Genomic DNA, 24,505 nt, shown 5'->3' on the forward strand with positions numbered 1-24,505 from the left:
ATCTTCTCCTGTCTGCTGGAGTACGGGGTCAGGCGGTGTCCGTGGAGTGCCCGGGGAAGAGGGCCAGTTCGGGGTCCAGTTCGACGGCGGCGTTGTTCACGGCGGTGGCCACCTCGCCGAACCCCACCGACATCAGGCGGACCTTGCCCTCGTGGTCGGCGAGGTCGCCCGCCGCGTACACGCGGGGCAGGTTGGTGCGCATGCGCCGATTCACCAGGACGGACCTGCCGCGCAGCTCCAGGCCCCAGTCCGCGAGCGGGCCGAGGTCGCTGATGAACCCGAGGGCCGCGATGACGGACTCCGCGGGCAGCGCCCGGTCCTCTTCACCGCGTTTACGCAGGTGCGCCTGCTCGACCCGCTCGCCACCGGACAGGGCGACCACCTGGCTGTCGACGACGATGCGAACCCCGCCTTTCCGGGCGGCCTCGACGCCGGCGGCGTGCGCGCGGAACGCCGCCCGGCGATGCACCAGGGTGACCGACCTGGCCAGCGGCGCCAGCGCCAGCGACCAGTCGACCGCGCTGTCCCCGCCACCCACGACGACGACGTCGCGGCCGGTGTGTTCGGACAGATCTGGCACGAAGTACGAAAGGCCCCGGCCGAGCCATTCCTCGCCGGCCGGCAGCGGGCGCGGGGTGAACGTCCCGATGCCCGAGGTGAGGATGACGGCCTGCGCCTGGACGGCCGTGCCGTCGGACAGCAGCACGACGGGTCGCTCGTCCTCGTCGCGGCGCAGCTCGACGGCCTGCCTGCCCAGCAGGTAGACCGGGCTGTAGGCCGCCGCCTGGGCCGAGAGCGCGGCCACCAGCGAACGTCCGGGCAGCCCGGGGACGCCGGCCACGTCCCGTACTTCCTTCTCCGGGTACAGCGCCGAAATCTGCCCGCCGACCTGTGGCAGCGCGTCCACGACCACGGACCGCAAGCCGCGGAAGCCCGCGCAGTAGGCGCCGTAGAGGCCGGTCGGCCCCGCCCCGATGATCACGATGTCGGTCTCGATCACGCTGGTTCCACCTAGGTCTCCCGGTAGTCGCCTGTCAGGCCACGGAAGCTACACACCCCGGCAGCGGGAACCCGCAGGTCGCGGACCGCTGACCGGAACGCGGCTCGCTCAGCGGGACACGGTCCGCTGGGCGGGATGATCCGCTGGGCGCTCGGCCGGGCCGGTGGTGAACTGCGTGTCGTGGTCGGCGGCCGCATCGGGGCGCCGCGAGCACAGCCATGGGAAGCGGAGGCGAGAATGAGTGCAGAGGCGGATGCGCCGACTGCGGCCGGAGGCGCTGCCAGGCGCCGGCCGTCACGGCGCGGCAAGCTGCCGGGCCGCCAGGACTGGTCGAGCTGGCCCCACTACCAGGGCGCGGGCAGCGGGTTTCGCGGCTACTGGTATCCGGTGGCGTTCTCCTCGCACATCACCGGAAAGCCCAAGGCGATCACGCTGCTCGGCGAGCGTATCGTCGTCATCCGCGACGGCGGCAAGGCGTACGCGCTGAAGGACCGCTGCCCGCATCGGGGCGTGCCGCTGAGCTACGGCAACCAGCAGTTCCCCGGCACGATCTCCTGCGCGTACCACGGCTGGACGTTCGACCTGGAGACAGGCGATCTCAAGGCGGCGATCACCGACGGCCCGCAGTCACCGATCTGCGGAAAGGTGACCCAGCCCACCTACGACGTCGAGGAACGCCTCGGCATGGTGTGGATCTTCGTGGGAGACGGCGAGGACGCGCCGCCCATCGACGACCAGCTCCCCGAGGAGTTGCGCGACAACCCGGCCGTGATCGGCGCGCGCATTCAGCCGCGCGAGGGGAACTGGCGCTTCGCCTGCGAGAACGGCTATGACGAGGGGCACGCCAAGTACCTGCACCGCACGGCGCTGTGGCGGCTGTTCAAGGCCATGCCGGTGTGGAACGAGACCCGGATCGAGCGCCGCGGCCGCTGGATCTACCGGGTGCAGGAGGCTCAGCACTGGGATGCCGACTTCCCCGGCCTCGGCCGGTGGAACAACCAGGCGTGGTTCAAGCTCAAGCCGCCGAAGCAGGTCGCCAACATCGGGAACACGGGCAGCCACCGGCAGGTGAACCCGGCCATCGCCGCCGAGGACTTCCCTGGGTTCGCCTCGGTCAGCATGCCGGGCGTCCTGCGCATCGTCTACCCGACCTTCATCCACTACGAGTTCTACGTGCCGGTCGACGCAGACAACCACCTCTATGTCGGCGTGATGGCCAACTTCGAGAAGGGCATCAGGACGCTGCCCTTCTACGCCAAGTATCTCGGCGCCGTCCGCTGGCTCTTCCACGGCCAGTTCTCCGCCCAGGACAAATGGATGGTCGAGGTCACCGACGCGCCGCCGGAGCGGCTCTACCGCCCCGACGACTCGCTCCTGCAGTGGCGCAAGCTCGCCGAGGACGTCACCGAGGAGCGCATCGAACGGCTGCACGCCTCCGGGCTGGCCGTTGAGAACCCCTCGAAGCAGGCCGGCTGATGGGCATGATCGTCCTGGGCGTGGGGGCCTCCCATTCGACGCTGATGAACACGCACTGGGAGCAGGTCGAGCACAAAGACCGCGCCGAACGCTTCCGCGACGCGCTCGGCACGGCCCGAGACGCCCTCGCCGCCGCCCGTCCGGACGTGGCGATCATCATCGGCTCGAACCACTTCCGCGGCTTCTGGCTGGACCTGATTCCCGCCTTCACCCTCGGGGTGGACGAGGTCATCTCCTCGGGAGAGTCGGGAACGCCGTCGGGACCGCAGCGCACCCGCCCCGCCGTCGCCCAGGCCGTCGCCGAATCCCTGGTGGCCGCGGGCACCGAGGTGGCGATCTCGGCGAAGCTGCAGATCGACCACGGCCAGAGCCACGCGATCCAGTACCTCCTGCGCGACCTCGACGTGCCCGTGATCCCGCTGGTGGTGAACGTGTTCGCCACGCCGCTGCCCCTCATGCGGCGCTGCGTGGAGCTGGGGCGCAACATCGCCGCCGCGGTGGAAGCGCTGCCGGACGAGCTGCGGGTGGCCGTCATCGCCTCAGGCGGCCTCTCGCACCGGCTCCCGTGGCCGAGCCGCTGGCAGGACCCCGATGGGGAGGACGAGGAGTTCCTGGTGGAGGCCTGGCGCGAAGGGCGGGGCGACTGGCAGCGCTACGACGCGCGCCGGCGGCAGATCATCACCGCCGCGCGGCCCACCATCTTCCCCGAGTTCGACGAGGAGTTCCTCGCCGCGCTGGAGAAGGGCGAGCTGTCGCGCTACGCGAACCTGTCCACCGCGGAGATCGAGGTCCTGGCCGGTAACGGCGGCCAGGAACTGCGGACCTGGCTGACCATGGCGGCGGCGCTGGGCTTCGCCCCTGGGCGGACGCTGGCTTACGCGCCGATGCCGGAATGGCTGACCGGCATGGGGGTCGCCGTCATCGAGCCCGCGCCGCCGTCAACAGGAACGCCGTTGGCAGGAACCCCGTCGGCATGAGCACGATCGACATGACGGAGGCCGAGCGCGAGCGGATCGTGACGGAGGCGCTCGCCACGATCACCGAGGACCGCCTGCGCGAGGCGGCGGTGGGGGTCACCTCCATCGCCAGTCCCACCGGCGGGGAGGCGCCGCTGGCCCGATGGCTGGCCGGCCGGCTCGCCGCCGCGGGCCTGGACGCGCACCAGCAGCGCATCGACGACGGCCAGGCCAACGCGGTCGGCCGGCTCAGAGGCGACGGTACGGGCGCCGACCTCATGCTGTACGCCCCGATCGACACCCTGACCACCGGTGACCCGGACCTGGACGTGCCGTGGATCGGCCCCGGGCTGCGCCCCGACATGCGGGCCGAGGCGCGTTGCGACGGCCCTTACGTCAGCGGCCTCGGCGCGAGCAACCCCAAGGGCCACGCGGCCTGCGTCCTCGTCGTGGGCGAGGCCCTGGCCGGGGTGCGGGCGCGGCTCGCCGGAGACCTGCTGGTCGCCTTCGGGGCGGGCGGCATGCCGACCAACGCCATCGACGGCACCGGCCGGCTGAACACCGGGCACGGCGTCGGCTGCTCGTTCCTGCTCGAACGCGGCTGGCACCCCGACTACGCCGTGATCGCCAAGCCGGGGGACTTCGTCGCGCACGAAGAAGTCGGTCTGTGCTGGTTCGAGATCGTCGTCCCCGGCATCCACACCTACTCCGGCAGCCGGCACCGGCTGCCGTACCAGAACCCGATCGTGACGGCCGCCGAGGTGGTGACGCGGCTGGAACGGTGGCTGGCGGACTACCCCGAGCGGCACCGCACCGCGACGGCCGCGCCTCAGGGGATCATCGGCTCGGTCGCCGGCGGCTGGGAGCGCATGCCGTCCGTCACGTCCGCGGCCTGCCGCATCCGCCTCGACCTGCGGATCGCGCCCGGCACGACGCCGCCGGCGGCCAAGCGCGAGCTGGCGGCCTACCTCCGGGGGCTGTCGGCGGAGCTGGGCGTGGATCTGGCGGTCGAGCTGGTGCTGGCCGTTCCGGGCACGCGCACGCCGCCGGAGGACTGGGTCGTGCGCAGGACCGTCCGGGCCTGGGAGAGCGTGTCCGGACGCCCGCACGAGCCCATCGACGGCAACAGCGGCGCCACCGACGCCAACATCCTGCGGGCGCGGGGGATCCCGACCGCCCGGGTGGGCATGCCGAAGGTCGTCGCCACCGAGTTCGACGTCGACTTCGCCCGCGGGATGAACACCGTCGACGTCAGAGCCATGCGCCGCCTGTGCGAGCTGCTCGTACGGGTGGCCGTCGACACCACCACACGGACTCGCGCCGAGATCAACGACTAAAGGAGGCGCTATGGAACCCCCCACCGGTTCGTACGCCGACGCCGACGGCGTCAAATACCACTACCTCGACCTGGGCTCGGGGACGGACACGATCTTCCTGCACGGCGGCGGCCCCGGCTGCACCGGTTGGAGCGACTTCGGCCCGGTGGCGCCGCTCTTCGCCGCCGACCGGCGCTGCCTGATCGTCGACATCCTGCAGTACGGCAAGTCGGAGAAGTGCCTCATCACCGGCCCGATGTGGGACTTCCACGCGGCCAAGACCGTGGCGCTCATGGACACGCTGGGTGTGGAGCAGGCCGACTTCATCTGCAACTCCTGGGGCGGCACCATCGCGCTGTGCCTGGCCGCACGCTACCCGGACCGGGTCCGTTCGCTGGTCATCACCGGCAGCATGCCAGTGTTCCACGGCCCGCTCGCGCCCTTGCCCGAAGGCGGTCGCCGCGGTCGCGCCGCCCGGGACGCCTACTACGGCGGCGAGGGGCCCACCCGGCAGAAGATGCGCGACCTCATCACCCGGCTGGAGTGGTACGACGGGGACCGGTTGCCCGAATCCACCCTTGACCTGCGCTACGAGCAGAGCCTGGACCCCGGGGAGCGGGAGCTGGCCGCCATGTCGGACTCGCCTCGTGGCGAATGGCAGGACCTCACCGCCGAACTGGCCGAGATCCAGGCGCCCGCGCTCTTCATGTGGGGCATGCAGGACGCCTTCCTCACCCCTGACTATCCGCTGATGCTCGCGCGCATGGTGCCCCGCGGGAACCTGCACGTCATGGACCACGCCTCGCACCACCTCCAGGAGGAACGGCCCGAGGCCTACCACGCCGTGGTCACCGGATTCCTGAACTCGGTCGGCGCCGGAATGGAGAGATGAGCATGTCCAGGACCAGGAAGCTGCTGATCGCCGTGCCCGTCATCGCGCTGGCCGTGATCCTCGGCCGCCTGCTCGCGGCCCGCAGCAACACCCAGGTGCACCGCATCAACCAAGACAAGCCCGCTCTCGACCGCTGAAGGCGACGTGACGATGAGTATCTGGACCGAAGTGAGCCCGCTGGGGATGAGCGTCTCGTACGTGGACGCGGCGGGAGTGACGACCCGCAGCCTGCGGGCCGGGTCGGGAGAGCCCGTGGTGTTCCTGCACGGGACCAGCGGCCACCTTGAAGCGTTCACCCGGAACCTGTCCGCGCACGCGGCGCATTACGAGTGCCACGCCATCGACATGCTGGGCCACGGCTACACGGGCAAGCCCGACTACCCCTACGAGATCCCGCGCTATGCCGACCACCTGCTGGCCTACTTCGACGCGGTGGGCATCGAGCGGGCCCACATCGTAGGGGAGTCGCTGGGCGGCTGGGTCGGTGGGCGCGTCGCGATCGACCACCCCGACCGGGTGGCCAGCCTGCAGTTGCTCTGCGCGGGCGGGACCGTGGCCAATCCCGAGGTCATGAAGCGCATCCGGACGAGCACGCGCGAGGCGGTGCTCAGCGATGATGTGGAGCTCACCCGCAAGCGGCTGCGGCTGCTGATGGCCGATCCGGCCGACGCCACCGAAGAGCTGGTGGAGGTGCGCCACGCCATCTACCACCAGCCCGAGTTCGTGGCCAACGTCGACAATCTGCTATGCCTGCAGGACATGGAGACCCGTCTGCGTAACATCCTTCAGCCTGCCGATCTGGCCAGGATCTCCCAGCCCACGCTGGTCGTCTGGGGCCGCAAGAACCCGTTCGGCGACGTGCCGGAGGCGACCGCCATGCACGAGGCCATCGCGGGCTCGCAGCTCGAACTGTTCGAGGAATGCGGCCACTGGCCTCAGCACGAGCAGGCCGCCCGATACAACCCGCTCAGCCTGGCCTTCCTGGCCAAGAGCTCGGCGGCGGGCTTCTCCGGCAAGGGGCGGAGCTGATGCGCGCGGCACGCTTCCATGACTGGGGTGCCCCGCCGATCGTGGAGGAGCTGCCCGAGCCCGAGCACAAGCCCGGCGAGGTGCTCGTCGAGGTGCAGGCGGCGGCGCTGGGGCACCTGGACCTGACCGTCGCCGGCGGGTCTTTCGCCCTGAAACCCCCGCTTCCCTACGTCGGCGGTGTCGAGGGCAGCGGCGTGGTCCTCGCCTCCGACACCTTGGCGCCGGGCACGCAGGTTCTGCTTCGCGGTGGCGGGCTCGGCCTGCTGCGTGACGGTTGCTGGCGCGAACGCGTCAGCGTCAGCCCCAAGGCCGTCACCCCGCTGGCGTCGCCGCTCCCCCCGGAGGTCGCGGCGTCGTTCTTCCTGCCGACGACCACGGCGTACGTGGCCCTGCACGACGTCGCCCGCCTGGAGCCGGGCGAGGAGGTCATCGTGACCGGTGCCGCCGGCGCGGTCGGCGCGATGGTGGCCCAGCAGGCACGGCTGGCCGGAGCCACGGTGACCGGGGTGGTGGGCCGGGCCGATCAGCTCGGTCAGGTGCCCGAGGGGATCCGCGGGGTGGTGGCCGACGACGCCGAGGCGGTCGCCGAGCTGGCCTCGGCCCGTTCGGCGTCCCTGCTGGTCGACACGCTCGGCGGGAACGCGCTGGTCGAACGCTCGCGGTGGGTCCGTCCCGGCGGCCGGGCCGTGGTGATCGGCTACGTGCTGGGGACGTCCGTCACCGTCGATCTGCCGTCCTGGCTGCTCGACGACGTGGCGCTGCTTCCGGTGAACATGGTCCGGCAGGAGCGGCGGGCTCGCGAGGTGGCCCCGGCACTGATCGACCGCCTGGCCACGGGTGAGCTCACCCTGGAGGTCGAGCGGTTCGACCTGTCCGAGATCGCCGAAGCCCTCGAACGGCTGCGCGACGGCAGAGTGCGCGGACGCGCGGTCGTCCATCCGGGAAAGAATCACTGAGGGCTGTCTCGCTCACCGGAACAGGCCCGTTGATCGAACCGGACATAAGCCCGATTATCGGTCAATGCCGCTTATCTCCTCCCCGTTGCCAGGCCCTACGATCGCCTTTCCGCCCGAGCCCGACGGCGCGGCCAACAGCGTGCTGGGCAAGGTACGGCTGATCCTCGAGGCGTTCGGCCCGGACGACGAGAGCCTCGGCCTGTCCGAGATCGTCCGCCGCACGGGCGTGGCCAAGGCGTCGGTCCACCGGCTGGCTCAGGAACTGCTGCAGTGGGGGCTGCTGGAGCGGCGCGGATCCGAATACTGGCTGGGCATGCGCCTGTTCGAGATCGGGCAGCGCGTGCCGCGCCAGCGGATCCTGCGCGAGGCGGCGCGGCCCTTCATGGAGGATCTCTACCAGGCGACAGGCGAGACCATCCATCTGGCGGTGCTGGACGGGCTGGAAGTGATCTACCTGGAGAAGGTGTCCGGTCACGGCCAGGTGTCCAGGCCGTCGCGCGTCGCCGGACGCATGCCGCTGCACTGCACGGCGACCGGCAAGGCCCTGCTCGCCTTCGGTCCGGGGGCCCTGTTCGGCGACGTCGTCGCCGAACCGCTGGCCCGCGTGACGCCGCGGACGATCACCGTGCCCAAACTGCTCGCCCAGGAGATACAGCAGGCGCGCAAGGTCGGGTACGCGATCGAGCAGGAGCAGACCCGCACCGGCTATCTCAGCGTGGCCATCCCGCTCACCGGTGCCACCGGAACGATGGTCGCGGCGCTGTCGGTGACGGCACCGACCTTCCGAGCCGACGTCAACAAGTATGTGGGCCTGCTGACCATGGTGAGCAGGCGCATCACGAAGTCCATCATGGCCGCCGACGGCGGCAGAAGCTGATGCCGCTCAGCCCGTCAGAAAGGCCGTCACGGCCTTGGCCACATCCCGGGCTTTGTGCTCCATGAGGGGGATCGTGCCGCCCTCGATGACGACCGACGTCACGTTCTCCGCTCCGGTGAGGTTCTCCCGGAGGGGGGCCATGGACGGCAGCGCGAACGGGTCCTCGGCGGCGCCCAGCAGCAGCACGGACGTCTTGACCAAGCCGATCTTGTCCTCCATGTAGTAACGCGCGCAGGCCCGATGCCCCTCCGCGGGATCGACGCCGGGGGTGAGGGCGTCGTGGACGAACCGGTCGAGGAGGTCCGTGGCCGGTTCGGGATAGTAGGGCTGCCGGAGCCGCCACAGCCTGCGCAGGTGGTCGCCGTCGGGTGAGGGCACGGCCTCGTCCACTCCCGGGCCGTTCGCATGGGACTCGCGGTATCGGGCGTCGATCCACGGCGCCGACGACAGGACGAGCCGGCCGATCCGCTCGGACGCGGACGCCGCCAGCTCGACGGCCACCGCGCCGCCGGTGTGGTGGCCCAGGAGGTCGGCGCGCTCGATGCCCAGGGCGTCCAGCAGAGCCAGAGCACCGGTCGCGAACAGTTCGACCGTGTGGGGCGCCGGGGCTTTCGCGCTGGCTCCGAAACCGAGCATGTCCATGGCGATGACCCGCCGGTGCGGGGCCAGGAGGGGGATCAGCTCCCGGAACTCCTCCCAGGATCTGGGGGTCTGGTGCAGGAGCAGTAAGGGGCGGCCCGTGCCCTGCTCGGCGTAGTGAAGCTGGCCGAACGGCGAGTCGGCGTACCCGAATCGGAGTGGCGGCGTGATGCGCAAAAGATCCTCTTCTGCAGGTCGGAGGTGTCGGAGGTAAGGTGGCTTTCCCCTCCGGAGTTTCGCCGGGCCCATCCGTGATCGCTACGGGAGGGGACCGGTGACCGGACCGGCGTGAAGGAGTTGCGATGTCCATGGCGGCGTTCGCCGGCTCCGGCGATGACGGGGCATATCCCAACTCGGTCCTCGGCAAGGCCCAGCTACTCCTGCGGGCATTCGAGTCGGGGGCCGTCCACCTCCGGCTCGCCGAACTCAGCCGGCGCTCAGGGGTGCCGAAGGCGTCGGCGTACCGGCTCGCGCAAGAGCTGGTGCAATGGGGACTGCTTGAGCGCAGCGGAGATTCCTACCAGCTCGGCATGCGCATGTTCGAGCTGGGGCAGCGGGTGCCGGTGTCAGCGGTGCTGCGCCGTGTGGCGCGCCCCCTCCTCACCGACCTGTTCGCCGCTACCAGGGCGGCCATCCACCTGGCTGTCCTCGACGGCGGCCACGTCCTGTATGTCGAGAAGGTCGTGGGAGAGGCGAATATTCACACGCACTCCCGCGTGGGCGGACGGCTGCCCGCATCGTGCACGGCGACGGGGAAGGTCCTGCTCGCGACGTGCCCCGACAGGGAGGAACGCCTCCACCTCCTCGCACTGACCGGCTTGCCGCGCCTGACACCGCGATCGGTCGCCTCCGTCGAAGATCTGCGACAACAGCTCGCGGTTGTCCAGGAGCACGGCTACGCCGTCGAGATGGAGGAGATCTTGCTGGGCTTCGGCAGCATCGCCGTGCCCATCCTGGGAGCGGAGGGAACGGTCGTCGCGTCGGTGTCGGCCACCGCGCCGACGGCCCGCCTGGTGACGAGGCTGCTGCCTGAACTGCGATCGAGCGCGGCGGCCGTCTCCCGCGCCCTGACCAACTGACTGACGAAGTGTGCCGCCGTTAAAGTTGAGTTTCGGGTCCGTTGAGCGAACCGTGCGAGGAGATCGCGCAGCGCCGCGAACATACGTTCGTCGGGTCGTTACCCCCCTGACGATCACGAGGTGTCTCCGATGTCCCCTCGCAGAACCGTACGAACGAGCGCGATCACGCTGCTGTTCGCGGCCACGGCACTACTGACCGGCTGTACGGCGGGATCGACCGACTCCGCTGCCGAATCGGGCTCCACCCCCCACGTGCGCATAGCGATCGGCATCGATCAGTCGTTCGCCCCCTTCTTCGTGGCCAAGCGCCAAGGGCTGTTCAAGGCCGAAGGCGTGGACGTCGAACTGGTGCAGTTCGCCGTCGGTGGCGACGGGGTCGACGCGCTCGCCACCGATCAGGTCCAGTTCGCCGCGAGCTCGGACGTCACCTCGATCGGCAAGCTCGGGCAGATTCCGGCGATCCGGGCCCTGCTGGTGTACGAGCAGTCCGGCGACTACGTCAAGGTGGTCACCCGATCCGGCATCACCGCCCCCGAGCAGATCAAGACGTTCGCCGTGGTGCCCGGGCTCTCCGAGGTCTCGGCCGTGAAGTATCTGCAGGCCAAGGGCATCGACCCGGCCTCGGTGAAGTTCGTGACCGCGGGCCCGCCGGAGATCCCCACGCTGGTGCGACGCGGCGACGCCGATGCCTACGTCCTGTGGGAGCCCTGGCCGACCAAGGGCGTCGAGCAGGGCAACACGATCGTCTCGACGACCGGAGCGTACGGCTGGAAGTACTCGCACTGGCTGATGACCACCGAGACCTGGCTCGGCGCCCACACCGACGTCGCGGCGAAGGTCGCCCGCGCGCTCGCCCGCGGCGCCGACCTGGTGCGGTCGAAGCCGGACGTGGCGGCCGCGGACACCCAGCAGGAAGCCAAGATCCCGCTTGATCAGACGTTGCGGGCGGTCAAGGAGATCGAGTTCCAGGTACGCGACCTCACCGACGCCGACCTGCTGGTCTACGACTCGATCGCGAAGTTCTACCTCGATCGCGGGAAAGTGAAGACCAAGCCGGACGTGAAGAAGGCCGTACTCACCGGGTGGTACGCCAAGCACGGAGCCGCATGATGGCGGCCGCACCCGTCGTCCGCTCGCCGGCCGACGCGGCCAGGGGCGTGGGCGTCCGCCTCGATGAGGTCGGGATCCGGTTCGGCGCCTTCGATGCGGTCCAGGGCATCTCGCTGGACATCGCCGACGGCGAGTTCCTGTGCCTGCTCGGGCCCAGCGGGTGCGGGAAGTCGACGTTGCTGTCGGCACTGGCCGGGTTTCACGTGCCGGCCGAGGGGTCGGTCACGGTCGACGGCGTGCCGGTCGAGGGCCCGGGCCCGGACCGGGGCATGGTCTTCCAGGGCACTGAGGCGCTGTTCGACTGGCTCACGGTGGCGCAGAACGTCACCTTCGGCCCGCGGATGCGCGGAGTGCCGAAGGCCGAACGCGACCGGATCGCGGATGAGTACCTCAAGCTGGTGGGCCTGGGGCACTGCCACGACCGATTCCCGGGCCAGCTGTCCGGCGGCATGCGCCAGCGCGTGCAGATCGCCCGCGTGCTGGCCAACCGGCCCCGGCTCATCCTGATGGACGAGCCGTTCGGGGCACTCGACTCCCAGACCCGCGAGGTCCTGCAACGCGAGACCGATCGGATCTGGCGCACTTCGGGGTGCACCGTGGTGTTCGTGACCCACGACATCGGCGAGGCGATACTGCTCGCCGATCGGGTCGCGGTCATGACCGCCGGTCCGGCCGCGTCGATCAAGGCCGTCTACACCGTGGAGCTCGACCGCCCGCGCGACCCGACCTCGCCCGAGGCACTGGACCTGGCCGCGCGGCTCCGTGCGGACATTCGCGAAGAGGTCAGGAAGACGCTACGCGACCAGGGGCTCGACGAGGTCTCCGACGAGAACGGGAGCCTGCCGTGACGACCCTGACCCCGCTGCGGCCATCCCGAGCCCAGTCCCGGACGGCGCCGCGCACGGCCGCCCTCTACGCGGCGTCCTTGCTGGCCGGGCTGGCGATCTGGCAACTGCTCGCGTGGATCTACGGGCCGGCGCTGCTGGCGTCACCGGTTGACACCGCGCGCGCCTTCGGCGAACTGGCCGCCGACGGCACCCTGCTCAACTCGGTGATCGCCTCATCCCGGCGGATCCTCATCGGCTGGGCGCTGGGCCTGCTCGTCGGCGTCGTGGTCGGGCTCCTGATGGGCCGGCTGCGGGTCGTCCGGGTGCTGCTGGAGCCCTACATCGAGTTCTTCCGGTTCGTACCGCCGATCGCGTTCGTCACGCTGGCGATCGTCTGGCTGGGGATCGGCGAGGCGTCGAAGGTCGTGCTCATCTTCTACACCTCGGTGTTCATCGTCGCGCTCAACACGATCGCCGGGGTGCTGGCCATCGACGAGGCGAAGCTGCGTGCCGCCGCGAGTCTCGGCGCGGGACGGCTCCAGGTGCTGCGTTTCGTCGTGTTCCCGGCGGTCGTGCCGCACATCGTGACCGCGGCGCGGCTGGCCATGGGCAACAGCTTCCTGACCATCGTCTCGGCCGAGATCGTCGCCTCCCAGGTCGGCCTCGGCGCGCTGATCTGGACCTCGCGGAACTACGGCCGCATCGACTGGGTCTTCGTCGGGATCGTGACGCTCGGCCTCCTCGGCTTCGTCTACGACCGGATCCTGCGGATCGTGGCCGGGCGAGTGCTGAGACGCTACGGCGTCAAGATGTAGCCCGCCCGGTGACCGATCGCCGGCGCGGCCGAAAGGGCCGCGCCGGCGAAGTGCGTCAGTTCTGGCTCTCCGACGGGAACGTGCCGTGCATCCAGCGGGCCGATACCTGCGCGCTCTCGTAGGGGTCGGTGATGTCGGGACGGTCCACCTCCACCATCAGCCACCCGTCGAACCCGCTGGGCAGGTTGCCGATGATGCCGGCGAGGTCGAGCTCACCTCGGCCGGGCTCGACCCACAGCCCGCCCAGGACGGTCTGCTGGTAGCCCCACCCCTTCTCGCGGCCTTCGGCGGCGACGCTGAGCCGGCAGTCCTTCACGTGCACGAACGGGATCCGCTCGGCGTAGTCCTTGACGAACCGGGCGACGTCAGCGCCCGCCCACGCCAGGTGCCCGGTGTCGGGGAGGAAGCCGAGCCGCGACGACGGGAGGGCGTCGAGCACCGCCCGGCCCTCCTCCTCGGTCTCGATCCACGTGCCGACGTGCGGGTGCAGCGACGGCCGGACCCCCTCGGCGAGCATGGCGTCGGAGATCTGCCCGATCAGCGCCGTCACCGCCTCGACGCGGGAGTCGTCCGCGTCGTAGCCCTGGGCGGGGTTCAGCACGCGCGGCCGGTCCTTGGCCATGCCGAGCCCCAGACCGATCTCGGTCATGCCGAGCTGGGCGTGCTGGCGCGCGACCTCGGCGGCACCGGCCACGACGTCACCCTCGTTGCCGTCCCGGCCGTCCGACCGGCAGACGAAGTAGCCGGGCGCGAGCGTCAGACCGGTCTCCTCCAGGAGCGCCAGGTACTGCTCCACGCTCCAGCCGGCCGGGACCTCGGCCATGACGGCGTCGAATCCGGCCTGCTTGATCAGTGACAGCCGCTCCTTCGGCTCGGGCGCCAAGGACGGGTCCAGCCATCCGTCGGCGCTGGCCATCCACTGGATGGGGTTGAGGGCGATCTTGGGTGTGCCGGGCATACGGTTCCTTCCGGTATTCGGTGTCAGGCTTGGAGCGCGAGTTCGCCGGCGAAGTGGCAGGCGGCACGCTGGCCGGTGGCGGTGAGGGTGAGCTGCGGGTCGACCTCGGTACAGATCGTCCGATCCGGCTGCGTCAGCGGGCCGATCGGGCACCTGGTGCGGAAGCGGCAGCCGGTCGGCGGGTTCGCGGGGCTGGGCAGGTCACCCGGCAGGATGATCCGTTCGCGGGAGCGCGCCGAGACCGCCGGGATGGGCGAGGACGACAGCAGCGCGGCGGTGTAGGGATGCTGCGGGTTGCCGTAGACCTCGGCGGCGTCGCCGTACTCCACGATCCGGCCGAGATACATCACCGCGACGGTGTCGCTGAGGTGACGTACGACCGACAGGTCGTGGGCGATGAACAGGTAGCCGAGCCCGAGTTCGTTCTGCAGCTTCTCCAGCAGGTTGATGATCTGCGCCTGGATCGACATGTCCAGCGCGGAGACCGGCTCGTCGAGGATGAGCGTGCGCGGCTGGCGGGCCAGTGCGCGAGCGATGCCGATCCGCTGGCGCTGGCCGCCCGAGAACGCGTGGGGGTAGCGGTCGAGATGCTCGGCCCGGAGCCCGACCTGCGTCATCAGGGATCGCGCCGCCTCCTCGCGGGCCCGCCCGCCGATGCCTCTGAACGCGAGTGCCTCGGCCAGCGACTGCCGGATGGTGCGGCGCGGGTTCAGCGACGCGTACGGATCTTGGAACAGGTACTGCACCGAGGACCGGACCCGCGTCAGATCCTCCTCGCCCATCGCGCTCACGTCGGCGCCGTCGACGAGGATCGACCCGCCCGCGACCCGATTGATGCCCACGATGCTGCGTGACAGCGTCGACTTGCCGCAGCCGCTCTCGCCCACGAGCCCGAGCGTGCGGCCGGCGTGCACCGACAGGCTCACCGAGTCGACCGCGTACACGGGTGGTTCACGGTGGAACAGCCCGCGCCGCCGGGATCCGACGTCGACTCTCAGGTCGCGGACCTCCAGGACGGCCTCGGCCGCCGGGGGAGCGGCCGGTTCGTCCCGCACCGGAGTGGAGTCGCGCACCGGGGCGGAAAGGTCGAGGCCGATGGCCGAGACGTCGGCGGCCCGGTGGGCGACGAAGCAGGCCGTGGCCTGCCCGGCGCCGCCGATCTGCAGCAACGCCGGCGGTTCCTGCTCGCAGACCTCCTCGGTGAACCGGCACCGAGGGGCGAAGGGGCAGCCGGGGGGCGGTGCGGCCGGGTCGGGCGGCGCTCCCGGGATCGCGGGCAGCGACCGGCCGGTCCGATCGTCGTCCAGACGGGGCATGGCCGCCAGCAGCGCCGCGGTGTAGGGATGGCGTGGCTGCTCGAAGACCTGCTCGACGGTCCCCTTCTCGACGGTGCGGCCGCCGTACATGACGACGACGTCCGTGCAGAGTTCGGCCACCACGCCCATGTCGTGGGTGATGATCGCGATGGCGATGCCGAGCTCGGTGCGCAGCCTGGCGAGCAGGCGCAGGATCTGGGCCTGGATGGTGACGTCGAGAGCGGTGGTCGGCTCGTCGGCGATCAGCAGCGCGGGGTCGTTCGCCAGGGCGATCGCGATGACGACGCGCTGGCGCATGCCTCCGGAGAACTGGTGCGGGTAGTGGTCGATCTTCGTCTGGACGTCGGGGATGCCGACCTGCTCGAGCAGGTCGATCGCGCGCGCTCGCGCGGCCTGCTTGCCGACGCCATGGACCGTCATGGCCTCGACGATCTGGTCGCCGACCTTCATGACCGGGTTGAGCGCGGACTGCGGGTCCTGGAAGACCAGGGCCACCTTGCTGCCGCGGCGGCGCCTCATCTCCCGTTCGGGCAGCGTGAGCAGGTCTTCGCCGCCGAAGCGTACGGAGCCGGCGACGACCTCGCCCGGCGGCCGCAGCATGCGCATGATGGAGCGCGCCGTCACCGACTTGCCCGAACCGGACTCGCCGACGATGCCCAGCACGTCGCCCGGGTAGATGTCGAAGCTGACGTCGTTGACGGCCTTGATGCCGCCCTTCTTCGAGCGGAACTCCGTGCGCAGGCCCTCGACGCGCAGGAGCGGCGCGTCCTTGGCTGTCACCGGTGCCAGCGATTCGGTGGAGGTCATCGGCGGTTCACCGCCTCGTTGAGTGCGTCCGACAGAAGGCTGAAGGCGACCGAGACCAGCAGGAGCAGCAGGGCCGGGCCGACGATGTAGGTGGGGGACTGGGTGACGAACCGCAGGCCGTTGTTCAGCAGCACACCGAGCGAGGGCGTCGGCGGCTGCACGCCGAGGCCGACGATGCTCAGTCCGGCCTCGATGTAGACGCCGACGACCATCCAGACGGCGCCGTTGACGACGATGGCGTCCATCGCGTTCGGCAGCACGTGGCGTACGAGCAACTGCCATCGTGAGACGCCGAGCACCCGGGCGGCGAGGACGTACTCCCTGCTCTGCTGGGCCAGCCAGGCGCCGCGGGCGAGGCGTCCGGCGGTGGGGAGGCCGCTGATCAGGATCGTGAGGAAGAGCGCCGGCCAGCCCGGCTGGAGGATGGCGACCAGGCAGATCCCCAGGATCAGGCCCGGGAAGCCGATGACCACGTCGAGCAGCCGCTGCACCGCGGCGCCCAGGCGTTCGGAGATCACGCCGCTCAGGCCGAGCAGCGTGCCCACCGCCATGCTGAGGGGGACCGCGGTGAGGATGAGGCTCAGGTCGATGCGGAGGCCGTAGAGGCTGCGGACGAAGATGTCGCGGCCGAACTCGTCGACGCCGAAGATGTGCTTGCCCGACATCCCGGTCAGCGCCTGAGGCCCCTGCTGATCGTAGCCGCCGGGGAACAGCACGGGCGCGAGCAGGGCGGCGAGTGCCATGAGGACGAGGACCGACAGCCCGACCACCCCCTTCGGGGTGCGGAGTGCCGACAGGTAGCGGACCAGGGTCGGGTTCAGTCGCCGGCGCGCCTCTGGGAGAGCCGCGTCGGAGGGTGCCAGCGGAAGGTCTGCCATACCTACTCTCCCAATTTGATGCGCGGGTCAAGTCCTGCCAGGACGACCTCGGTGAGGATCTGACAGAGCACCGCCACGAAGACGACAGCGAGGATCAGCACCTGCAACACGGTGAAGTCGCGGGTCTGCACGCTGGACACGGCGAGCTGGCCGAGTCCGTTGCGGTTGAAGATCGCCTCGATGATGACCGCGCCGGCGAGCAGGTTGCCGATCTGGAGCCCCACGGCCACGATCGCGGTTCCCACGCTGTTCCTCAGCACGTGCCGGAGGGTGATCCGGGTGGCCGATGCCCCCTTGCTCAGCGCGAGGTCGACGTAGTCCTCGTTCTTGACGGCGAGCATCTCCGCCTGGAGCAGCCGGGCGACGACCGCGGCCGAGGGCAGCGCCAGCGCGAACGCCGGCAGGATCAGGAACTGGAAGCCGATCGTCGGGTCCTCCATGAAGCTGACCTCGCCGCTGACCGGCAGCCAGCGGTTCAGCACGCCGAAGACCAGGATCAGCGCCAAGCCGGTGAGGAACGACGGAATGGCGATGAAGAAGCTGTTGACCAGGTCGAGGCCGGCCCGCGCCCAGCGGCGCCGGGTCGAGCCGACCGCGACGCCCAGGGTCGTCCCTATCAGGATGACCAGGAGCGTCGCCAGCGCGGCGAGCTCAAGGGTGCTTTCGAGCCGGTCGCCTATGAGGCTCGCGACGCTGCGGCGCAGGAGGTAGGACTCGCCCAGGTTTCCCTGGAAGAGCCCGACGATCCAGTCCCAGTACTGAACCACCAGGGGCCGGTTCAGGCCCAGCTCCTGCCGGATCGCGGCGATGGCGGCCGCGGTCGAATCCGTGCCGGCGAGGGTGACGGCGACATCACCCGGAGCCAGGCGGGGCAGGGCGAAAGCGACGATCGAGCTCGCGAAGAGCACGAACACCACTGATGGGATCTTGCGTATCAGGAACCGGACCATCGTCTCGATACCGCCACTCGCTCTAAAGGTCGATTACTTGGACAGCCACGCCCGGCTGATGTCGAGGAATCCCATCTGCGTCGGTGCGAGGTCGTTCAGGGCGTTCGACCGCACCGTGAGGGTGGGGCGGGTGATCAGCGGGAGCACGAACGCCTCATCGGCGAAGTAGGCGCTGTAGTCGTGCAGCGCCTTCTGCTGGTCAGCCGTGGTGCTGGCGCTGGTGACCGCCTTCACGAGCCGGGTGTACTCGGGGCTCTTGAAGTGGGAGATGTTCTCGTCCGCCTGGAGTTCCGGGCGGCTCACGACGGCGCTGGCCGGCGAGAGGCCGTTGCTGTTCATCATCAGGAAGGCGGGCGTCCCCATGTTCTTGCTCGAGACCTTGGCGTCGTAGTCGGCCGTGGCGATGACCGGCTTGGCGTCCAGCCCGACGGCCGCCAGGTTGTTCTTGACGATCTGGAAGACTCCGGTGGCCTCGGGCGTGTTCAGCATGGTCACGTCGAACGACGTGCCCGCCTTCACGCCCGCCGCGACGAGCATCTGCTTGGCCTTGTCCGGCTGGTAGGTGTACTGCTTGGTCTGCGTGACGTCGTAGCCGATGGTGGAGGCCCGCCACGGCAGGTTGGTCGCCTGGGCCTGGCCGCCCTCGACCTGCTGCACGATGCGGTCGCGGTCGATCGCGTAATGGATCGCCTGGCGCACGGCCTTGTTGTCGAACGGGGGCTTGGTCACGTCGAACCCGAGCGGGATCGCCGCGCCGCCGGACGACACGAGGGCGAAGCCCGGCTGCTGGCTCAGGCTTCTCGCGTCCAGCCCGGCCAGGCCGACGCCGTACTGGACCCGGCCGCTGCGGATGGCCGCGACCATCGCCGTCGGGTCCTTGATGAGGTTGATCTCGATGTTGTCGAGGTGGGTGTTCTGGGCATCGCGGTATTTCGCGTACTTGGCGAGCTGGAGCTTGCCGCCCGGAGTCCACGACTTCCACTCGAAGCGTCCGGTGCCGTCCACCTTCGTGCCGGCCGCGTAGTCGGCGTAGGCGTCCTTGTTCGGGATCGGCATGGTCTCGAAGAGGTCGAAGACGTTCGGCAGCGGCTGCTTGAAGGTCAGCGCCAGCTCGTAGTCGCCCGTCGCCTTCATGTCGGAGATCTGGGCGGCGATCGACTGGTTCGCCGCCCCCACCTTCGGGTCCTGGACCTGCTCGATGGCGAAGATGACGTCGGCCACGGTCAGCTTGCGGCCGCTGTGGAAGGTCACGTCGTCGCGGAGCTTGATGTCCATGCTCTTGCCGTCCGGCGCCAGCGTCCAGGACTTGGCCAGAACGCCCTTGGGCTCCCCGGTCTTGGTGTCGATGAGGGTCAGCGTCTCGAAGACGGCGTACTCCCACAGGATGTTGCCGAACGAGGTCTTGAGGAAGGAGCCCGGTTCGGCTTCGGTCGTCTGCCCGACCACGAGGGTTCCGCCCTTGCTCGCCGCGCCGGCGGGCGCGGAGCTACCGATGGCACCTTGGGTGGCGGCACTGCAGGCGGCGGACGCGAGCATCGCCGCGCCGGTGGCGCCTGCAGCGAGCCGGCGTCGCCAGGCGGACTTCGTGAGTGACATCGATACTCCTCGAGACATTCTGGGGGCGGGGGGTGTACCAAGGTGTCGGGAATTGTACAGTCAGCCCGATTTGTCCTCTGGCGAGGAGCATGGTTTGTGACTCAGACAGGCGCAACCCGCCGCTTTTAGTTTTGTTTCCGGCATAAAGCGAGCGGCTCGGCCGCCGCGTCCGTAGCCGAAGACGGCCGAGATGCTCACCGAGCGCCGAACGGGTTCGGCCGCGGGATCGCCAGGCATTCGCACCGTCGTCACCGTTCTTTCAGGTGGTGGCCTCACACCCTAGGACGGAGGATTCCGGCAGGCCCCCGCACCGGTTCGCTGACCGGAACAGCCCGCCTGCCTGCGCTGCCGCGCGTGGACCTGGATCACCGTCCGCCTGCCGGTTCGCTGACCGAAACGGCGCGTCCCGCCGACCGGCATGCGGCGGATAGCGTCCGGGACCATGCCTCTCACATACGCCTTCCTCGACTACGGCGGTCCTGACCTCCAGCGCTTCCTCGACGTTCCCGCGCCCGAGCCGGGACCGGGCGAAGTGCTCGTCGAGGTGCGTGCGGCAGGCGTCAACCCGGTGGACTGGAAGGTCCGGGCCGGCATGCACCGCGCCTTCCTGCCGCTGACGCTGCCCGCGACCCTGGGCCGTGAGGTCGCGGGGACCGTTGTGCGGACCGGGCCAGGAGTCGTCGAGCTCGCCGTCGGGGACAAGGTCCTCGGCAGTACGGTCGGCGGCTGCGGTGGGTACGCCGAACTGGCGCTGCTGCCGGTGGCACGGGCGGCGCGGATGCCGGACGGACTGTCGTTCATCGATGCGGCGGCGCTGCCGATCGCGGCCGGGACAGCCTATGAGGGGCTCGCCGCCCTCGGCCCGGCTCCGGGGCAGACGCTGCTGGTCCTGGGCGCCGGCGGGGGAGTCGGCACGGTCGCGGCCCAGCTCGCGGTCCTGGGCGGCGTCGCCGTCGTGGGCACCGGGAGCGCGGCGAAGCGGGCGTTCATCGAGTCCCTCGGCGCCACGGCGGTCGCCTACGATCGCGACGACGTCGCGCGCCGGCTCCAGGAACTGCTTCCGGCCGGCGCCGACATGGTTCTCGATCTGGCCGGTGGTGACGCGCTCGATGGCGTCGCCGGTGTCATCACCGCCCGGACGCGGGTGACCAGCGTGGCCGACGAGGAGACCGTCGCCCGCTTCGGCGCGCGCCCGCTGATGCGCACCGGTGACCCGGCGACGCTGTCGGCCGTGGCCGAACTGGTGGCCGCCGGGAAGCTGGATCCCCGCGTCCACCGGGTCTTCCCGCTGTCCGCGGCGGCCGACGCGCTCGCGCTGGTGGAGGCAGGTCACGCGGCCGGCAAGGTCGTCATCGACGTCACCGCCCAGCGCTGAGTCTCACCCCGTCGCGCGGCTGCCGGCCGGGGTCACGGCCTGCGGAGCCGTGACCCCGGCCGACCCGTGGGGTCACTTCTCGAAGCGGCCGGCCGGGCGGTCGCACGTGCTCTCCAGGCGGGTGACCTGCCCGGGCCCGTCGATCGCGGACAGCGCCTCGAGCACGTGGAAGGCGAACGCGGCGTTGGCGCGGTGCGGTCCGCCCTCGATCGCGTCGGCCAGATCCCGTACGCCGAGCCCGCGACGGGCCTGCTCCTTGGTGCCGACCGCGCCGAACAACTCGACCACGGGTGGCAGAACGGTCCAGTCCGCCTCGCCGTGCCGCCGCACCCGGACGTCACCGTCGAAGTGGTTGGGATTGGGCACCGTGAGCGTCCCCTCGGTGCCGTAGATCTCGATGGCGGGCAGATCGCTGTCCCAGACGTCGAAGCTCATCAGCGTCGTGCCGATGACCCCGGAATCGAAGACAAGGACGGCCGAGGCGTGGGTCGGCACCTCGACGTCGATGGAGTCCACGGCCCGGTCCGGCGCGGTCACCGTGCGCACCGGCGCCCCGATGCGGGCGGCTGCCGCCACGGACCTGACGGGGCCGAGCAGGTTCACCAGGACCGCGAGATAGTACGGCCCCATGTCCAGGACGGGGCCGCCGCCGGCCTGGAACAGGAAGCGCGGATCCGGATGCCAGGTCTCGGCCTTGCTGTGCCGGACGAACGCCGACGCGCCGATGGGTTCGCCGATCAGCCCGTCGTCGAGCGCCTTGCGCGCGGTCTGGCTGGCGCTGCCGAGGAAGGTGTCCGGAGCGGAGCCGAGAACACGCCCGCTGGCCGCGGCCGCCGCCAGCACCGTCTTCGCGTCGGCGACGGTCGTGGCCAGCGGCTTCTCGACGTAGACGTGCTTGCCGGCGTCGAGCGCCCGCATGATCGTGCTCGCGTGGTGCACCGGCGGGGTCAGGTTGACCACGATGTCGATCGAGTCGTCGGCGTAGAGCTCGTCGGCGTCCCCCCAGCCCGGGATGCCGTGCTCGCCGGCCGCCCGCTTGGCCCGGTCGACGTCGATGTCGCCGACGCGGACGATCTCAAGCTCGGGATACCGGGCCATGCCGGTGACGTACCGGCTGAAGATGTTGCCGCTACCGAGGATGCCGATGCGGTGGTGCTGCGGCTGAGTTGCCACGTTTTGTCGTTCCTTCCTTAGATGGATCCTGGCGTCGTGATCACTCGACCACGGTCCAGGTGAGGCTCTCGTCGGCCCGCAGTACCGCATCGACCAGCCGTGCCGAGCGGACACCGTCCGCGGCGGTCGGCAGCCCCACGACCGGCAGGCCGGCCATGGCCGAGTAGGCGTCGTCGACGAACGCGCGGAAGCAGTCGCCGTAGCCCTGCGCGTGTCCTGCGGGAAGGGTGGCCAGCCGGCGCTGCTCGGCCGATCCCTGACTCGGGTCTCGTACGACGATCCGGGCGCCCTCCGCGTCGCCGAGCCACACAGCCTCCGGGTTCTCCTGGTCGAACACGGCACTGCCGGCCGCGCCGTCGAGCTCGAACCAGAGCCGGTTCTTGCGTCCGGCGGAGACCTGCGACACCGTCAGCGAGCCGAGGACGCCCTCCGCCGTCCGCAGCAGGACGGTGGCCACATCCTCGGTCGTGACCGGCCGCAGATGGTCCGATGCCGTTCCGCTGGCCGGACCGAAGGTCGAGCCGCTGCCCGCGGGGCGCTCGGGCCTGGTGATGCCGAGCCGTGCCGTCACCTCGTGGAACCGCACTCCGGCCACCCATTCGACGAGGTCGCACCAGTGGGAGCCGATGTCGGCGAAAGCGCGGGAGGGCCCGCCCAACGCGGCGTCGACGCGCCAGTTCGCGGTGCCGGCGTCGAGCATCCAGTCCTGCAGGTAGCTGCCGTGCAGCAGTTGCCAGGCGCCGAAGTCTCCGTTCATCCGGCGTGCCCGGATCTCACGGACCAGCGGGTGATAGCGGTACACGTACGGGACGGCGAGCGTGCGGCCCGTCTCGGCGGCCACCGAGGCGAGCCGCTGGGCGTCGGCGAGCGACGTCGCGATCGGCTTCTCGCAGATCACGTGCTTGCCGGCCCGCAACGCCGCCACCGCCTGGTCGGCGTGCAGCGCGTTCGGCGTGCAGATGTGCACGACGTCCACCGCGTCATCGGCGAGCACGGCCGCGAGGTCCGGATAGCGAACCGGGACGTCCCACTCGTCGGCGAGGACGGCGGAACGGCTCGGGCTGGAACCGACGACGCCCCGCACGGTCGCGCCGACGCCCCGGATGGCCGCCGCATGTACCGTACCGATCATGCCGGCGCCGATAATGACGGCTTGAGTGCGCGGATGCGCCACGTTCAGACCTCCAAAAGACTGTTTGGCCACATCCGAGGATGATTGAGGCTATTGACAGGCACAAGATGCCATCTTTAGTTTCATCGCATGCAAAAAGACGGGAAGTCCGGCGGCGACGCCGTGCCGGCGCCTGTGGCCATCGCGCTGCACCGGGTGCTGGGAATGATCGCCGGCGGCGAGGCGACCAGCCGCGCGGCGATCGCGCGGCTCACCGGCCTCGCTCGGTCGACCGTCAGTCAGCAGGTGGACAGCCTGATCGACGCCGGCATCGTCGAGGAGACCGAGTCGAGCCAGTCGGTACGCGGTCGGCCGCCCCGGGCGCTCACCATCAGCCCGCGCGCCGGCACGATCGCCGTGGCCGACGTGGACGTGGCCGCGACCCAGCTCGCGATCGCCGACCTCGGCGGCACCATCATCGGCCGCGACATCGTCAACCTGCCCGTCGACCGCGGTCCCGAGGAGCTGCTGGCCGAGGTGTCCGGGCGGCTGCGTTCGATGCTCGCCGAGCACGGCCATGATCCGGCCCGGGTACGTCACGTCGTCGCCGGCCTTCCGGCCCCCGTCGACTTCCAGCGCGGCTGCGCGGTGCGCCCGCCGATCATGCCCGGCTGGGACGGCTACCCGGTCGGGGACTATCTGCGCGGGCAGTTCGGCGCCCCCGTCACGGTCGACAACGACGTGAACCTGATGGCCCTGGGCGAGGCGACCCAGGAGACGGCCGACACGCCGCTGCTGGTCATCAAGGTCGGATCGGGCATCGGCGCCGGCATCGTCACGGCGGACGGCTCGGTGCATCGCGGCGCCGACGGCGCGGCCGGCGACATCGGGCACATCCGGGCGTCCGCGCGGCGCGACATCGTCTGCAGGTGCGGCAAGTTCGGCTGCCTGGAGGCCGTCGCGAGCCATCGCGCGGTGCTCGCCGACCTCGGCATCGCATCGCCCTCGTTCGACGACCGGCTGTACGCCTCGCGCGAGCTGGCCCGGCTGGTGGCCGACAGCGACACCAGCGCGCTGCACAGAATCCGCCAGGCGGCCGCCGACATCGGCGAGGTCGTGGCGATGCTGATCCACACGCTGAATCCGCGCATGCTGGTGCTCGGCGGCCCCTTGAGCGAGCTGCAGGACGAGATCCTGTCCGGGGTCCGCGCGGCGGTCTACGAACAGGCGTTGCCGCTGGCGACGCGCAAGCTCATCATCACCCCGAGCCAGCTCGGCGCCGACGCGGGGATCATCGGCGCGATCGCCCTGGCCTGCCGGGAGGTCTTCAGCCAGGCGGGGGTGGGACGGCTGCTCGCCGAGGCATGAG

Annotated in this window: 23 protein-coding genes; 14 read left to right on the plus strand and 9 right to left on the minus strand. The window is 70.5% G+C overall.

The genetic code is table 11. The features are described 5' to 3' along the window. Positions 1-28 precede the first annotated feature (28 nt). A complete protein-coding gene (locus AB0F17_RS20490) occupies positions 29-1,000 on the minus strand; it encodes an NAD(P)/FAD-dependent oxidoreductase (RefSeq protein ID WP_358025082.1) in 972 nt (323 codons plus the stop codon). 135 nt (positions 1,001-1,135) lie between these two features. Here AB0F17_RS20490 and AB0F17_RS20495 point away from each other — a divergent pair, with 135 nt between their 5' ends. The 8 genes from AB0F17_RS20495 (at position 1,136) to AB0F17_RS20530 (ending at position 8,502) form a co-directional block, all read left to right on the plus strand. Further along, entirely contained in the window at positions 1,136-2,476 is a 1,341-nt protein-coding gene (locus AB0F17_RS20495) for a Rieske 2Fe-2S domain-containing protein (protein WP_358025084.1), read from the plus strand. Continuing rightward, positions 2,476-3,453, plus strand: coding sequence for a hypothetical protein (locus AB0F17_RS20500; RefSeq protein ID WP_358025086.1), 978 nt, complete (start codon positions 2,476-2,478; stop codon positions 3,451-3,453). The genes AB0F17_RS20495 and AB0F17_RS20500 overlap by 1 nt, the downstream gene beginning before the upstream one ends. Beyond that, positions 3,450-4,769: a hypothetical protein gene (locus AB0F17_RS20505; RefSeq protein WP_358025088.1), complete on the plus strand. Its 1,320-nt coding sequence runs from the start codon at positions 3,450-3,452 to the stop codon at positions 4,767-4,769. Before AB0F17_RS20500 ends, AB0F17_RS20505 begins: the two co-directional genes overlap by 4 nt. Positions 4,770-4,779: 10 nt before the next feature. After that, positions 4,780-5,640, plus strand: a complete 861-nt coding sequence (locus AB0F17_RS20510) for an alpha/beta hydrolase (RefSeq protein ID WP_358025090.1) — start codon at positions 4,780-4,782, stop codon at positions 5,638-5,640. A 2-nt stretch (positions 5,641-5,642) separates the two neighbouring features. Further along, complete coding sequence (locus AB0F17_RS20515) at positions 5,643-5,777, plus strand: hypothetical protein (RefSeq protein WP_358025092.1); 135 nt, start codon at positions 5,643-5,645, stop codon at positions 5,775-5,777. 13 nt (positions 5,778-5,790) lie between these two features. Beyond that, positions 5,791-6,669, plus strand: a complete 879-nt coding sequence (locus AB0F17_RS20520) for an alpha/beta fold hydrolase (protein ID WP_358025094.1) — start codon at positions 5,791-5,793, stop codon at positions 6,667-6,669. Then, positions 6,669-7,625, plus strand: a complete 957-nt coding sequence (locus tag AB0F17_RS20525; protein WP_358025096.1) for a zinc-binding dehydrogenase — start codon at positions 6,669-6,671, stop codon at positions 7,623-7,625. Before AB0F17_RS20520 ends, AB0F17_RS20525 begins: the two co-directional genes overlap by 1 nt. An 85-nt stretch (positions 7,626-7,710) precedes the next feature. After that, positions 7,711-8,502 carry an IclR family transcriptional regulator gene (locus tag AB0F17_RS20530; protein ID WP_358025098.1) on the plus strand — a complete coding sequence of 264 codons (792 nt, stop codon included), beginning with the start codon at positions 7,711-7,713 and terminating at the stop codon, positions 8,500-8,502. Positions 8,503-8,508: 6 nt separating this feature from the next. Here AB0F17_RS20530 and AB0F17_RS20535 read toward each other — a convergent pair whose 3' ends face one another. Beyond that, positions 8,509-9,318 carry an alpha/beta fold hydrolase gene (locus AB0F17_RS20535; protein WP_358025100.1) on the minus strand — a complete coding sequence of 270 codons (810 nt, stop codon included), beginning with the start codon at positions 9,316-9,318 and terminating at the stop codon, positions 8,509-8,511. A 125-nt stretch (positions 9,319-9,443) separates the two neighbouring features. Between AB0F17_RS20535 and AB0F17_RS20540 the strand changes: the two genes are divergently transcribed. The 4 genes from AB0F17_RS20540 to AB0F17_RS20555 all read left to right on the plus strand — a co-directional run bounded on the left by AB0F17_RS20540 (position 9,444) and on the right by AB0F17_RS20555 (position 12,972). Then, entirely contained in the window at positions 9,444-10,220 is a 777-nt protein-coding gene (locus AB0F17_RS20540; RefSeq protein WP_358025102.1) for an IclR family transcriptional regulator, read from the plus strand. A gap of 129 nt (positions 10,221-10,349) precedes the next feature. After that, positions 10,350-11,330, plus strand: coding sequence for an ABC transporter substrate-binding protein (locus AB0F17_RS20545; protein WP_358025104.1), 981 nt, complete (start codon positions 10,350-10,352; stop codon positions 11,328-11,330). Continuing rightward, complete coding sequence (locus AB0F17_RS20550) at positions 11,330-12,178, plus strand: ABC transporter ATP-binding protein (protein WP_358025106.1); 849 nt, start codon at positions 11,330-11,332, stop codon at positions 12,176-12,178. Before AB0F17_RS20545 ends, AB0F17_RS20550 begins: the two co-directional genes overlap by 1 nt. Next, complete coding sequence (locus tag AB0F17_RS20555; RefSeq protein ID WP_358025108.1) at positions 12,175-12,972, plus strand: ABC transporter permease; 798 nt, start codon at positions 12,175-12,177, stop codon at positions 12,970-12,972. Before AB0F17_RS20550 ends, AB0F17_RS20555 begins: the two co-directional genes overlap by 4 nt. A 55-nt stretch (positions 12,973-13,027) precedes the next feature. Here the strand turns inward: AB0F17_RS20555 and AB0F17_RS20560 are convergent, their stop codons facing one another. The 5 genes from AB0F17_RS20560 to AB0F17_RS20580 are packed head-to-tail and all read right to left on the minus strand — an operon-like array spanning position 13,028 to position 19,477. Further along, entirely contained in the window at positions 13,028-13,930 is a 903-nt protein-coding gene (locus AB0F17_RS20560; RefSeq protein WP_358025109.1) for a sugar phosphate isomerase/epimerase, read from the minus strand. A gap of 23 nt (positions 13,931-13,953) precedes the next feature. Next, on the minus strand, positions 13,954-16,053 hold the full coding sequence (locus AB0F17_RS20565) for an ABC transporter ATP-binding protein (protein WP_358025111.1): 2,100 nt from the start codon (positions 16,051-16,053) through the stop codon (positions 13,954-13,956). Then, a complete protein-coding gene (locus AB0F17_RS20570) occupies positions 16,050-16,931 on the minus strand; it encodes an ABC transporter permease (protein WP_358025113.1) in 882 nt (293 codons plus the stop codon). Before AB0F17_RS20570 ends, AB0F17_RS20565 begins: the two co-directional genes overlap by 4 nt. Positions 16,932-16,933: 2 nt before the next feature. Further along, positions 16,934-17,881 (minus strand): ABC transporter permease, encoded by a 948-nt coding sequence (locus tag AB0F17_RS20575; RefSeq protein WP_358025115.1) that lies wholly within the window; start codon positions 17,879-17,881, stop codon positions 16,934-16,936. A gap of 33 nt (positions 17,882-17,914) precedes the next feature. Then, positions 17,915-19,477 (minus strand): ABC transporter substrate-binding protein, encoded by a 1,563-nt coding sequence (locus AB0F17_RS20580; protein WP_358025117.1) that lies wholly within the window; start codon positions 19,475-19,477, stop codon positions 17,915-17,917. Between the two features lie 442 nt (positions 19,478-19,919). On the opposite strand from AB0F17_RS20580, the gene AB0F17_RS20585 reads away from it, so the two are divergent. Then, positions 19,920-20,852 (plus strand): NADP-dependent oxidoreductase, encoded by a 933-nt coding sequence (locus AB0F17_RS20585; RefSeq protein WP_358025119.1) that lies wholly within the window; start codon positions 19,920-19,922, stop codon positions 20,850-20,852. Positions 20,853-20,924: 72 nt separating this feature from the next. Here the strand turns inward: AB0F17_RS20585 and AB0F17_RS20590 are convergent, their stop codons facing one another. Together AB0F17_RS20590 and AB0F17_RS20595 are read right to left on the minus strand one after the other, a co-directional pair. Further along, positions 20,925-22,025, minus strand: a complete 1,101-nt coding sequence (locus tag AB0F17_RS20590) for a Gfo/Idh/MocA family oxidoreductase (protein ID WP_358025121.1) — start codon at positions 22,023-22,025, stop codon at positions 20,925-20,927. Between the two features lie 40 nt (positions 22,026-22,065). Next, complete coding sequence (locus AB0F17_RS20595) at positions 22,066-23,229, minus strand: Gfo/Idh/MocA family oxidoreductase (RefSeq protein WP_358025123.1); 1,164 nt, start codon at positions 23,227-23,229, stop codon at positions 22,066-22,068. Between the two features lie 57 nt (positions 23,230-23,286). On the opposite strand from AB0F17_RS20595, the gene AB0F17_RS20600 reads away from it, so the two are divergent. Beyond that, a complete protein-coding gene (locus AB0F17_RS20600; protein WP_358025125.1) occupies positions 23,287-24,504 on the plus strand; it encodes an ROK family transcriptional regulator in 1,218 nt (405 codons plus the stop codon). Position 24,505: the final 1 nt, after the last annotated feature.

Origin of the sequence: Nonomuraea sp. NPDC026600, from assembly GCF_040638335.1 — a bacterium.
GTDB lineage: Bacteria > Actinomycetota > Actinomycetes > Streptosporangiales > Streptosporangiaceae > Nonomuraea.

What these genes read in the sequence shown, in the direction of transcription:
- AB0F17_RS20495 (WP_358025084.1), top strand. Translation starts at nt 1,136, where the DNA reads ATGATCCGCTGGGCGCTCGGCCGGGCCGGTGGTGAACTGCGTGTCGTG.
- AB0F17_RS20500 (WP_358025086.1), top strand. Translation starts at nt 2,476, where the DNA reads ATGGGCATGATCGTCCTGGGCGTGGGGGCCTCCCATTCGACGCTGATG.
- AB0F17_RS20505 (WP_358025088.1), top strand. Translation starts at nt 3,450, where the DNA reads ATGAGCACGATCGACATGACGGAGGCCGAGCGCGAGCGGATCGTGACG.
- AB0F17_RS20510 (WP_358025090.1), top strand. Translation starts at nt 4,780, where the DNA reads ATGGAACCCCCCACCGGTTCGTACGCCGACGCCGACGGCGTCAAATAC.
- AB0F17_RS20515 (WP_358025092.1), top strand. Translation starts at nt 5,643, where the DNA reads ATGTCCAGGACCAGGAAGCTGCTGATCGCCGTGCCCGTCATCGCGCTG.
- AB0F17_RS20520 (WP_358025094.1), top strand. Translation starts at nt 5,791, where the DNA reads ATGAGTATCTGGACCGAAGTGAGCCCGCTGGGGATGAGCGTCTCGTAC.
- AB0F17_RS20525 (WP_358025096.1), top strand. Translation starts at nt 6,669, where the DNA reads ATGCGCGCGGCACGCTTCCATGACTGGGGTGCCCCGCCGATCGTGGAG.
- AB0F17_RS20540 (WP_358025102.1), top strand. Translation starts at nt 9,444, where the DNA reads ATGTCCATGGCGGCGTTCGCCGGCTCCGGCGATGACGGGGCATATCCC.
- AB0F17_RS20545 (WP_358025104.1), top strand. Translation starts at nt 10,350, where the DNA reads ATGTCCCCTCGCAGAACCGTACGAACGAGCGCGATCACGCTGCTGTTC.
- AB0F17_RS20550 (WP_358025106.1), top strand. Translation starts at nt 11,330, where the DNA reads ATGGCGGCCGCACCCGTCGTCCGCTCGCCGGCCGACGCGGCCAGGGGC.
- AB0F17_RS20560 (WP_358025109.1), bottom strand. Translation starts at nt 13,930, where the DNA reads ATGCCCGGCACACCCAAGATCGCCCTCAACCCCATCCAGTGGATGGCC.
- AB0F17_RS20565 (WP_358025111.1), bottom strand. Translation starts at nt 16,053, where the DNA reads ATGACCTCCACCGAATCGCTGGCACCGGTGACAGCCAAGGACGCGCCG.
- AB0F17_RS20570 (WP_358025113.1), bottom strand. Translation starts at nt 16,931, where the DNA reads ATGGCAGACCTTCCGCTGGCACCCTCCGACGCGGCTCTCCCAGAGGCG.
- AB0F17_RS20575 (WP_358025115.1), bottom strand. Translation starts at nt 17,881, where the DNA reads ATGGTCCGGTTCCTGATACGCAAGATCCCATCAGTGGTGTTCGTGCTC.
- AB0F17_RS20580 (WP_358025117.1), bottom strand. Translation starts at nt 19,477, where the DNA reads ATGTCACTCACGAAGTCCGCCTGGCGACGCCGGCTCGCTGCAGGCGCC.
- AB0F17_RS20585 (WP_358025119.1), top strand. Translation starts at nt 19,920, where the DNA reads ATGCCTCTCACATACGCCTTCCTCGACTACGGCGGTCCTGACCTCCAG.
- AB0F17_RS20600 (WP_358025125.1), top strand. Translation starts at nt 23,287, where the DNA reads ATGCAAAAAGACGGGAAGTCCGGCGGCGACGCCGTGCCGGCGCCTGTG.